The organism is Azospirillum oleiclasticum, from assembly GCF_013423485.1.
Lineage (GTDB): Bacteria > Pseudomonadota > Alphaproteobacteria > Azospirillales > Azospirillaceae > Azospirillum > Azospirillum oleiclasticum.
The window spans coordinates 23,908-34,684 of the sequence record NZ_JABFFR010000052.1 but is presented as its reverse complement, the minus strand read 5'-3'; the positions used below and the strand labels follow the sequence as shown (position 1 = coordinate 34,684).

Annotated in this window: 12 protein-coding genes; 7 read left to right on the top strand and 5 right to left on the bottom strand. The window is 71.0% G+C overall.

The genetic code is table 11. The features are described 5' to 3' along the window. The 3 genes from HL658_RS33490 to HL658_RS33480 form a co-directional block, all read right to left on the bottom strand. The coding region (locus tag HL658_RS33490) for an NAD(P)/FAD-dependent oxidoreductase (RefSeq protein ID WP_180287711.1) at positions 1–553 on the bottom strand (553 nt) is incomplete at its 3' end. Next, complete coding sequence (locus HL658_RS33485; RefSeq protein WP_180286639.1) at positions 553–876, bottom strand: 2Fe-2S iron-sulfur cluster-binding protein; 324 nt, start codon at positions 874–876, stop codon at positions 553–555. The genes HL658_RS33490 and HL658_RS33485, both read right to left, overlap by 1 nt. 177 nt (positions 877–1,053) lie before the next feature. Beyond that, positions 1,054–2,217, bottom strand: coding sequence for a cytochrome P450 (locus HL658_RS33480; protein WP_180286638.1), 1,164 nt, complete (start codon positions 2,215–2,217; stop codon positions 1,054–1,056). Between the two features lie 229 nt (positions 2,218–2,446). On the opposite strand from HL658_RS33480, the gene HL658_RS38115 reads away from it, so the two are divergent. The 7 genes from HL658_RS38115 (at position 2,447) to HL658_RS33445 (ending at position 9,383) form a co-directional block, all read left to right on the top strand. Beyond that, positions 2,447–3,328 carry a helix-turn-helix domain-containing protein gene (locus HL658_RS38115; protein WP_343055413.1) on the top strand — a complete coding sequence of 294 codons (882 nt, stop codon included), beginning with the start codon at positions 2,447–2,449 and terminating at the stop codon, positions 3,326–3,328. A gap of 334 nt (positions 3,329–3,662) precedes the next feature. Next, complete coding sequence (locus HL658_RS33470) at positions 3,663–4,583, top strand: NAD(P)-dependent oxidoreductase (protein ID WP_180286636.1); 921 nt, start codon at positions 3,663–3,665, stop codon at positions 4,581–4,583. Positions 4,584–4,652: 69 nt separating this feature from the next. Next, positions 4,653–5,840 (top strand): ABC transporter substrate-binding protein, encoded by a 1,188-nt coding sequence (locus tag HL658_RS33465; protein ID WP_180286635.1) that lies wholly within the window; start codon positions 4,653–4,655, stop codon positions 5,838–5,840. 211 nt (positions 5,841–6,051) lie between these two features. Then, complete coding sequence (locus HL658_RS33460; protein WP_180286634.1) at positions 6,052–6,921, top strand: branched-chain amino acid ABC transporter permease; 870 nt, start codon at positions 6,052–6,054, stop codon at positions 6,919–6,921. Continuing rightward, on the top strand, positions 6,918–7,928 hold the full coding sequence (locus tag HL658_RS33455) for a branched-chain amino acid ABC transporter permease (RefSeq protein WP_180286633.1): 1,011 nt from the start codon (positions 6,918–6,920) through the stop codon (positions 7,926–7,928). The genes HL658_RS33460 and HL658_RS33455 overlap by 4 nt, the downstream gene beginning before the upstream one ends. Further along, complete coding sequence (locus HL658_RS33450; RefSeq protein WP_180286632.1) at positions 7,925–8,686, top strand: ABC transporter ATP-binding protein; 762 nt, start codon at positions 7,925–7,927, stop codon at positions 8,684–8,686. Before HL658_RS33455 ends, HL658_RS33450 begins: the two co-directional genes overlap by 4 nt. After that, on the top strand, positions 8,670–9,383 hold the full coding sequence (locus tag HL658_RS33445; RefSeq protein ID WP_180286631.1) for an ABC transporter ATP-binding protein: 714 nt from the start codon (positions 8,670–8,672) through the stop codon (positions 9,381–9,383). Before HL658_RS33450 ends, HL658_RS33445 begins: the two co-directional genes overlap by 17 nt. A 171-nt stretch (positions 9,384–9,554) precedes the next feature. Here HL658_RS33445 and HL658_RS33440 read toward each other — a convergent pair whose 3' ends face one another. Together HL658_RS33440 and HL658_RS33435 are read right to left on the bottom strand one after the other, a co-directional pair. Next, on the bottom strand, positions 9,555–10,397 hold the full coding sequence (locus HL658_RS33440) for a class III extradiol dioxygenase family protein (protein WP_180286630.1): 843 nt from the start codon (positions 10,395–10,397) through the stop codon (positions 9,555–9,557). 4 nt (positions 10,398–10,401) lie between these two features. Continuing rightward, positions 10,402–10,755, bottom strand: a complete 354-nt coding sequence (locus HL658_RS33435) for a protocatechuate 4,5-dioxygenase subunit alpha (protein WP_180286629.1) — start codon at positions 10,753–10,755, stop codon at positions 10,402–10,404. Positions 10,756–10,777: the final 22 nt, after the last annotated feature.

Here is a 10,777-nt window from a genome sequence, read left to right as displayed (position 1 = left end):
CCGCCTCCAGGATGGTGACGTCCAGCCCGCGCTTGCGCGCGGCGGCGGCGACCTCCAGCCCGATGAAGCCGCCGCCGATCACCACCACCCGCCGCGCATGGTCCAGCGCCGCCCGGAGACGGCGGGCATCGTCCAGGGTCCGCAGGCCGAGGACCCCGTCGAGATCGTGCCCCGGCACCGGCAGCGGGCGCAGCCGCGCCCCGGTGGCGAGCGCCAGCCCGCGGTAGTCCAGGCTGCGCCCGTCCTCCAGCCGGACGCGCCGCGCCACGCGGTCGATCCCGGCAACCCGCACCCCCGTGAGCAGGTCGATGCGCTGCCGCTCCCAGAATCCGGGGCCGCGGATGGCCAGCTGCGCCTCCTCCATCTCCCCGGCCAGCACGGCCTTCGACAGCGGCGGCCGGTGGTAGGGCGCCACCGGCTCGGCGCCGATCAGGGTGACCGGGCCGTCGTACCCCTCGGCCCGCAGGGACTCCGCCACCTGCAGACCGCCCTGCCCGGCCCCCACGATGATGAAGCCGGGGATGAAGCAGCCGGGTCCGGGGCCGGCGGCCATCAGCTCTGCGCCTCCGGCAGGCGCACGACGAGGCCGTCCAGGGCGTCGGTCACCCGGATCTGGCAGGACAGGCGGCTGTTGGCCCGCCGCTCCGACGCGGTGCAGCCGAGCATCTCGTCCTCGGTCTCGCCGGGGGCCGGCAGCCCGTCGAGAAACGCCTCGTCCACATAGCAGTGGCAGGTGGCGCAGGCGCAGGAGCCGCCGCACTCCCCTTCGATGCCGGCGACGCCGTTCTGCACGGCGCCCTGCATGACGGTCCAGCCCGTCGGGATATCGACGACCAGCTCGGCGCCGTCGTGCTCGATGAAGGTGACCTTCGCCATGGTCACGGTCCTTCCCGGAAAATCAATGTGGTCGAAGCCCTGATGAGTTGTACTCATCGGGGCTTGGTTGGGCCGTTGAGGCCCCGCGGGCTCATGCCCGCGAAGCCAAGGCCCGCGGATGCGGGCCGCCCGGCGTCTGAGGGCTCATTGATCGGTCACGATCAATGATGCTTGGTCTCAGGCCACCGCCAGATCCAGCCGGATCGGGCTGCGGAAGGTGGTGGAGGGCATCCAGGGCAGCTGCTCCTGCACCCGCCGGAACTCCGGCACGCGCGTCAGGAACTCCTCGAAGGCGACGCGCGAGGCCAGCCGGGCGAAGGCGGTGCCCAGGCAGGCATGGACGCCGCCGCCGAAGCCCAGATGGCCCTTGGGCTTGCGGCCGATGTCGTAGACGTCCGCGTTGGCGAAGCGCCGCTCGTCCCGGTTCCCGGCCCCGTAGGCGAGACAGACGAAATCGCCCTCGCGCAGGGTCTGCCCGTGCAGCGTCACATCCCTCCGCAGGCAGCGGCGGAAGCGCTGGGCCGAGGTGTTGAAGCGCAGCGATTCCTCGATGGCGTCGGGGATCAGCGCCGGGTCGGCGGCCAGCCGGCGGCGCGCGTCGGCATGGTCGGCGAGGTTCAGCGCGAACATGGTCAGGAAGCCCGACAGGGATTCGATGCCGGCCATGATCAGCGTGGTGATGGTCATCTGCACCTCGCGGTCGGCCAGCTTCTCGCCGTTGACCTCCGCCTGGATCAGCGCGGTGATCAGGTCGTCGCCCGGCTCGCGCTTGCGCAGCTCGACCAGTTGCCGGGCGTAGTCGCTCATCCACTGGAAGGCGGCGAGGTGCTCCGGCCCCTTCTGGCGGGTCCGCGGGTCGGACTGCACCATCAGGACCGCCTTGTCGCGGATCATCCGCTCGTTCTCGCGCGGCAGGTTGAACAGGCCGAACAGCACGTCCACCGTCACCTTGCTGGAGAAGTCGGCGACGAAGTCGAAGCTCCGCTCGCCGCTCACGGCGTCCAGCGCCCGGTTGGCCGAGGCGCGCACCGGATCGACCAGCCCTTCCACCGCCTTCCGGGTGAAGGCGAACTGGACGATGCCGCGCAGGCGGTCGTGGCGGGGCGGATCGGTGGTGCCCAGCGTGTTGCCGGCGCGGTTCGGCATCTCGTCCATCAGGTTGCCGCTGGCCGAGGAATAGGTCTCCCAGTCGTTCAGCGCCGTGACGATGTCGTCGTAGCGCGACAGGACCCACATGTTGGCCTCCTCGCTCCAGAAGCACGGATGCTCGTCGCGCAGGGTCCTGTAGAAGGGAAACGGATCGGCATCGACCGCCGGCGAATAGGGATCGAAACGGAACATGGGTGCATTTCCTCCTTCGCCCACAAGGGGGGTGGGCGGCCATGTCGGCGGTTTTTTCTCGTGATTGGTCCGGTCCTGATCGCCCGGCCCCCGTCGCCCAGCCCGGGGCGTCCGGGCGGAGGCTGTTCCTCCAGCCCGTCCAGCCTAACCGCAAGCCGGCTCCGACGGAATGGACGATGGGGCGGAAAAATTGTACTATTCCAACAAACGAAGGACGATGGAGGATGCCGTGGACCAGGTGCCGCGCTTCGCGCTCTACGGCGAGGAGGCACGCTCCACCGACGCCGAGTTCATCCACATCGAGGACATCGGGAGCCGCAGCAGCCGCTACGACTGGGAGATCGCGTCCCACACCCACAAGGGCCTGTTCCAGCTCGTCGCCATGCTGGACGGCGGGGCGCGGGTGCTGATCGACGACCGGGTGGCGGACATGGTGGCGCCCTCGGCGGTGATCGTCCCGCCGGCGGTGGTGCACGGCTTCCGGTTCCACCCCGGCACCCACGGCTATGTGCTGACGGTCGCCGAGGCGGTCCTGTTCGACGGGGCTGGGCCGGCCGGCCGGCCCGTGTTCGAGGCGCTGTTCCTGGAGCCCTGCCTGCTGGAGCTGGGGGGCGACCCGGCGGCGGCGGCGCGCATCGGCGCGCTGCTGGACCAGCTGATGACGGAGTTCCGCTGGCCGCAGCTCGGCCGGACGATGATGTGCGAGTGGCTGGTGCGCGGGATTCTGCTGCTGATGGAGCGCCAGCGCGCGGCGGCGGCGGGCTCCTCCCCGACGGACCGGGTGCGCGCCGAGCTGTTCACCCGCTTCCGGGCGCTGGTGGAGGAGCGTTTCACCGAACATTGGCCGGTGCCGCGCTACGCCGACGCGCTGGGGATCACGGAATCGCGGCTGAACCGGCTGTGCCGCACCCTGGTCGACCGCTCCGCCTTCGAGCTGGTGCAGGACCGCCTGCTGCTGGAGGCGCGGCGGCGCCTGATCCACATCGCCGCCCCGGTGTCGCTGATCGCCTACGAGCTGGGCTTCCAGGACCCGGCCTACTTCAACCGCTTCTTCAAGAAGCTCACCGGCACGACGCCCGGGGCGTTCCGCCGGGCCCCGCGCACCGGCTGACAAAATTGCACTTTTCGAACGGACGGGCGCAAACCGCCCGGAGGCCCGTGAGCGGGCCTGTCCGGATCGTCGTTGCGGTGGCGGCATCATGCGGCCAAGGCCGCGGCGATCCCATTTCAAATGTCCGGCCGGGCCATTGCGTTTTGCTATAGCTGCCCTGCCGCCCATGCTGCATGGCAGCAAGAACCGCCGGGTTCGGAGCGCGGATGCCCGCACGGCATCCCGCCCACTATTCAAAAAACGAATGGGCTGGTCCGCCAACGAATTTCCGCGGCGCCGGGGGCGCTGATATCCATGCTGGGGACGGGGTTTCGCAGGACGCGAGGGTGCGGCGATGGCGATGCGGGCGCAGGAGGTGGGGAAGCTGGCCTTCATCGGCTTCGGCGAGGCGGCCTCGGCCTTCCTCGGCGGCTGGCGCCGCGCCGGGCTGACCGGCGGCGTCGCCGCCTACGACATCAAGACCGGCTCCGCCGACGCGGCGGAGCGCGGCCGGAAATGGGCGGACTACGCCGCCGCCGGCGTGGCCGGCGCCGAGCGCCTCGAACAGGCGCTGGCCGGTGCGTCCATCGTGTTCTCGCTGGTCACCGCCGACCAGGCGCTGGCCGCCGCCCGTGCCGCGGCGGAGCGCATCGCTCCCGGCACCCTCTACCTCGACGGCAACTCCTGCGCCCCCGGCACCAAGCGGGAGGAGGCCCGGATCCTGGAGGAGGCCGGCGCCCGCTATGTGGATCTGGCGGTGATGGCGCCCGTGCACCCCAGATTGCACAGGACCCCGCTTCTGGTCAGCGGCCCGCACGCCGCCGCCGCGCTGGCCGCCCTGGCGGAGCTGGACATGGACGCCGGGGAGGCGCCGGGCCCCGTCGGCACCGCCTCGTCCATCAAGATGATCCGCAGCGTCATGATGAAGGGCCTGGAGGCCCTGTTCCTCGAATCCGTCCTGGCCGGCCGCAGGGCCGGGGTGGACGGGGTGGTCCTCGACTCCCTCGACGTCACCTTCCCCGGCTTCGGCTTCAAGGAGCGCGCCGCCTACATGCAGGAACGCGTGATGACCCACGGCGTGCGCCGCGCCGCCGAGATGCGGGAGGTCGCGCGCACCGTCGATGAGCTGGGCCTCGACGGCGGCATGGCGCGCGCCGCCGTCGCGTGGCAGCAGCGCGTCGGCGCGCTCGGGCTCGACGCCGGGGCCATCGGCCGGGACGACTACGGCGCGCTGGCCGACGCGATTCTCGCACGCCTCGATCCAAAGGACCGCTGACGGGTCCGTCACGGACATCCACACGCCCCGCCACAAGGACAAGAAGCGGGGCTCACGACCGGAGGAAACATGCCTGGAACATTGCGCACGGCCCTGCTGGGGGCGGTATTCGCGACATCCCTTGCCGGCGCCGGCCCGGTTTGGGCGGCGACGGTGAAGGTCGGTGTGATCGCGCCGTTCTCCGGCCCGTTCGCCACGGTGGGGCAGACCTTCAAGCAGGCGATCGAGGTCTACCAGGCCCAGCACGGCAAGACGGCCGCCGGCCACACGGTCGAGTTCGTCTACAAGGACCTCGACCAGGCCAACCCGGCGCAGAGCAAGGCGCTGGCGCAGGAGCTGGTGGTCAAGGAGAAGGTCGGCTACCTCGCCGGCTTCTTCTTCACCCCCGACGCCCTGGCGGTGGCGCCGCTGATCGACGAGGCCAACATCCCCTGCGTCATCTTCAACGCCGCGACCTCCGTCATCACCGAGAAGTCGCCGCGCTACGTCCGCACCTCCTTCACGCTGTGGCAGAACACCGTGCCGCTGGCCGAGCACATGGCGAAGCAGGGCGTCCGGAAGGTCGCCACCGCGGTCAGCGACTACGGCCCCGGCATCGACGGCGAGACCGCCTTCAAGGCCACCTTCGAGAAGCACGGCGGCAAGGTGGTCGACAGCATCCGCATGCCGCTGAAGTCCACCGACTTCGCCCCCTTCATGCAACGCATCAAGGACAGCGGTGCGGAGGCCATCTACGCCTTCCTGCCCGCCGGCCCGACCACGCTGGCCTTCGCCAAGGCCTTTTCCGACACCGGGCTGAAGGCCGCCGGCGTGAAGTTCTTCGGCCCCGGCGACATCACCCAGGAACCCGACCTGCCGGCGCTGGGCGACGCCGCACTCGGCATCACCACCACCTTCAACTACAGCCAGGCGCACGACAGCGACCTCAACCGCGCCTTCGTCGCCAAGCACAAGGAGCTGTTCGGCTCCTCCGACACCGTCACCTTCACCTCGGTCGGCGCCTACGACGGCACGCATGTCATCTACAAGATGATCGAGGCGACCGGCGGCAGTTCCGACGGCGCCAAGGCGGTGGCGGCGGTCAAGGGCATGGCCTGGGAGAGCCCGCGCGGGCCGCTGGTCATCGACCCCGACTCCCGCCACGTCACCCAGACCATCTATCTGCGCGTCACCGAACGCAAGGACGGCCGGCTGCAGAACAGCGAGGTGGCCGCCTTCGCCGCCCAGCCCGACTACGGCTACAAGGTCGGCAAGTAGGACCACGCACCATGGATCGTGACCGGTCCATGGGCCCTCAGACGGCGGGCGCGGCCATCCGGCCGCTTGCCTTCGCGGGCATGAGCCCGCGGGGCCTCAACGGCCCAACCAGGTCCCGATGAGTGCAACTCATCGGGACTTGGTACAACCCCCTGTCCGGGTCCGGCCCGCTTCCCGCCCTGTGCCGGGCGGGCCGGTTGGGAGCTCCAGAATGGAAACGCTCTTCGGCATCGCCGTGGACGGCGTCGCCTATGGGATGATCCTGTTCATCATCTCCGTCGGCCTGTCGGTCACGCTCGGCCTGATGCGCGTGGTCAACCTCGCGCACGGCGCCTTCGCCATGGTCGCCGGCTACGTCGCCTCCTTCGCCGCGCAAGGCCTCGGCCTGCCCTACGCGGCCGCACTCGCCGGCGCGGTCCTGCTCACCGTCGTCGCCACGCTGCCGCTGGAGCGGCTGCTCTACCGGCGCATCTACGGCCAGGCCAACGAACTGGCCCAGGTCCTGCTGACCATCGGCCTGACCTTCGTCATCGTCGCCGGCATCAACTACCTGTTCGGCCCCACCCTCAAGCGCATCCCGCTGCCGGAGCCGCTCCAGGGCACGCTGGCGCTCGGCCCCAAGGCCATCCCGACCCACCGGGCCTTCGTCATCGCCGTGGGGGTCGCGACCATCCTGGCGCTGTGGTGGCTGCTGGAGCGCACGGATTTCGGCATCCGGCTGCGCGCCGCCGTGGACGACCCCGACATGGCCGCGGCGCTGGGCATCCGCACCGAGCGCCTGTACGCCGCCACCTTCGCGCTCGGCACCGGCCTCGCCGCGCTGGGCGGTGTGCTGGGCGCCGAGCTGCTGCCGCTCGAACCCTATTACGCGATCCGCTACATCGTCCTGTTCCTGGCGGTGGTGGCGGTCGGCGGGGCCGGCAGCATCGCCGGCTCGGCCGCGGCCGCGCTGGCCCTCGGCGTCGTCGACACGGCCGGCAAATACCTGATCCCCAACTTCGGCGAGTTCTTCTTCTACGCCACCCTCATCCTCATCCTGTTCCGCTGGCCGCACGGCTTCTTCCGGGGGAGGGCCGCATGAGCGCCGCCACCAACCACGCCGCCACCGCCAGCGCACCCGCGCACGGCGGGCGGGCGTCCCGGCCGCAGCGCCTGCGCGATGGTGCGGCGGCGCCGCTGCTCGCCGCGCTGGGGCTGGCCGCCTTCTGGCTGTTCCCCGACGATCTGGGGTTGATGACCCGGATCCTCACCGCCGCCCTCTATGTGCTGTCGCTCGATCTGGTGCTCGGCTACGCCGGCATCGCCACGCTGGGACAGGCGGCCATGTTCGGGACCGGGGCGTACGCCGCCGGCATCGCGGCCGTGCATCTGGTCGCCGACCCGCTGGTCCTGCTCGCCGTCGGCGGCGTGGCCGGCGGGCTGATCGCGCTCGCCACGGGGACGCTGATCCTGCGCGGGCGCGGCCTGACGCTGCTGATGCTGACCATCGCCGTGGCGCAGATCGTCCAGGAGGTCGCCAACAAGGCGCGCGACCTGACCGGCGGCAGCGACGGCCTGTCGGGCATCGATCCCGGGCCGCTGCTCGGCCTGTTCCGCTTCGACATGTACGGCCGGACCTCCTACCTGTTCGCGCTCGCCGTGCTGCTCGCCGGCTTCCTGGTGGCGCGCCGCATCGTCCGCTCGCCCTTCGGGCTGGCCTGCCGGGGCGTCAGGGAGGATCCCGTGCGCGTCGCGGCACTCGGCGGTTCGCCCAAGCGTCTTCTGGTGGCGATGTACGCCGTCGCCGGGGTGTTCGCGGGGGTGGCCGGGGCGCTGAGCGCGGTGACCAGCGGCATCGTCGGGCTGGACAGCCTGGGCTTCTCCTGGTCGGCCGAGGCGCTGGTCATGCTGGTGCTGGGCGGCACCGGACGGCTGTGGGGGGCGATCCTCGGCACCGTGGCCTTCATGACCGTGCACCATCTGCTGGCCGCCACCGACCCGTTCCACTGGATGCTGTTCATCGGCCTGTTCCTGATGGGCACCGTGCTGTTCCTGCCCGGCGGGCTGGCCTCGCTCGCCGACCGCTTCACCAGGGGAGACCGGCCATGACCGCGCTGCTCGACGTCGAGGGGCTGAGCAAGAATTTCGGCGGGCTGCAGGTGTCCGCGGGCATCACGCTGGCCCTGCATGCGGGCGAGCGCTGCGCCCTGATCGGGCCGAACGGCGCCGGCAAGACGACCTTCGTCAACCTGGTCACCGGCGTGCTGGAGCCGTGCGCCGGCACCATCCGGCTGGCCGGCGAGACCATCACCCGCCTGCCGGCGGAAGCGCGGGTGCGCCGCGGCCTGATCCGCTCCTTCCAGGTGGCCCGTCTGTTCCGCTCCATGACGGTGCGCGAGCATCTGGAGCTGGCCGTGCTGGAGCGCGAGGGCCACACCCACCGCCTGTTCGCCAGCGTCGGCCGGGTGCCGGGGCTGGCCGACGAGGTGGCCGGCCTGCTCGACGGCATGGGCCTGACCGCGGTGGCCGGCACGGCGGTCGGGCGGCTCGCCTACGGCCAGCAGCGCCTGCTGGAGATCGCGCTGGCGCTGGCGCTGAAGCCCAAGGTGCTGATCCTCGACGAGCCGGCGGCCGGCGTGCCGCACGCGGAGAGCCACCGCATCCTCGACGCGCTGGAGCGGCTGCCGCCGGACCTCGCCGTGCTGATGATCGAGCACGACATGGATCTGGTGTTCCGCTTCGCCCGGCGCATCGTCGTGCTGGCGCAGGGGCGCCTGCTGTGCAGCGGCACGGCGCGGGAGATCGCCGCCGATCCGCGCGTGCGCGAGGTCTATCTGGGGAGCCGGGCCGATGTCCAGCCGCACTGAGGGTCATCTGGAGATCGCCGGGCTGACCGCCGGCTATGGCGAGACGCGCATCGTCGAGGGTCTCGCCTTCACCGTGCCGCCCGGCGGGCGGCTGGCCCTGCTCGGGCGCAACGGGGTGGGCAAGACCACCACGCTGGCCACGCTGGTCGGGCAGACCACCCGGCACGCCGGCTCGATCCGGCTGGACGGGGTGGAGCTGACGGGGCTGGGTGCCGCGGCGCGGGCGGCGGCGGGGCTCGGCTATGTGCCGCAGACGCGCGACGTGTTCCGCTCGCTCACGGTGGAAGAGAACCTCGTCACCGGGCTGAAGGGCCGGCCGCGCACAGCGCTGGAGGAGGCCTACGAGCTGTTCCCGCGCCTGAAGGAGCGGCGGCGCAACGGCGGCGGCAACCTGTCGGGGGGCGAGCAGCAGATGCTGTCGGTGGCCCGCGCCCTGCTCGGCCGGCCGACCGTGCTGCTGCTCGACGAACCGCTGGAGGGCCTGGCCCCGGTGATCTGCGACCAGCTGATGCAGGCCCTGTCGCGGCTCGCCGTCACCATGATCCTGGTCGAGCAGCAGGTCGACCGGGCGCTGGACTTCGCCGACCGCGTGCTGCTGCTCGACCGCGGGCAGGTCGTCCATGAGGGCGCGTCCGCCGATCTGCGCGGCGACCACGCCCTCATGGAACGCCATCTGGGCGTCGCCCTCGCCGCGTAGGCCATTCGTGGGGGCCGTTGCGTGGGGCCGCCGGCAAACCCGGCGGCCTCAACGCGGGCCCCCACGCTGGTCCCCGCCGGACACGCGCGCACGCGCCGACACCCCCGCCCCCTCCTCCGCCGCTGGCGGAGGAGGGGGCGGGGGTTCGACGTCCGTCCGGGCCGCTGCCGCTCAGGCGGCGTTTTCGAGCACCAGCAGGCCGGCGCCGGTGTTGGAGATCGGGATGTGGTAGTGGCTGTGGACCTTGGTAACCGTGCCGCCCAGGGCGCCGCGCATGATCAGCCACAGGATCAGCTCGGCCCCCTGCGCGCCGGCCAGCCGCACCAGGTCATGGATGGAGTAGCGGGTCAGCGCCTCCGGGTCGCTGACGATCTTCTCCATGCACATCAGGTCGAAATCCTTGTTGATGAAGCCCGCCCGCTGGCCGTCGAGCTGGTGGGACAGGCCGCCGGTGCCGACCACCACCACCTTCAGATCCCGGCCGTAGGACTCCACCGCCCGGCCGATCGCCTGCCCCAGCTTGAAGCAGCGGGCGGGGGTGGGCAGCGGGTGCTGCACGGTGTTGACCGCCACCGGGATGGTCCGCACCGTCATCCCGACGCGATCCGGCCAGAACAGCGACATCGGCACCGTGAAGCCGTGGTCGACCAGCATCTCCTGGCAGGAGCAGATGTCGAACTCGTCGTTCACCAGGGCGTTGATGAGGTGCCAGGACAGCTCCGGGTCGCCGGGATAGGGCGGCAGCGGCTTCAGCCCCCAGCCCTCGTCGTCGTTGCGGTAGCTGGCCGCGGCCCCGATCGCGAAGGTCGGCATCTTGTCGAGGAAGAAGTTCAGCCCGTGGTCGTTGTAGATCACGATGGCGACGTCCGGCCGGACCTTGTCCAGCCAGGCCCGCGCCGCCGGATAGCCGTCGAAGAACGGCTTCCAGTAGGGGTCCTCGAAGAGTTCGCCGGCGATCGCGTTGCCGATGGCCGGGATGTGGGAGGAGGTCATTCCACCGACGATGCGTGCCATGGCCTCAGTTCCCCGCCGCCTTGAGTTTCGCCTTGAAGTCCTCGACGGTCATGCCCGTCTGCTGGGCGCCGATGTCCTGCACGTTCAGGCCCAGCATGCCGACGAACTTCGCCAGGTAGTAGATGTTGCCGCCCGCCGCCAGCAACTCCAGGGCGTTGCGGTTGCGGATCGCCGCCTTCTGCGCGTCGTTCAGGCCGTAGCGGGCGCAGTAGGCCTCCTCGTCCGCCAGGAAGGCCTCGCGGTTCCGCGCCTCGTTGAACGAGTAGCACATCTTGTTCAGCGCATAGCCCTTCATGGCCTGCTCGCCATCGAAGATGACGGTGCCGGGGATCGGCTCGGGGCGTGTGGGAGACGCCATGGGGTTTCCTCCTGTCTTGTTC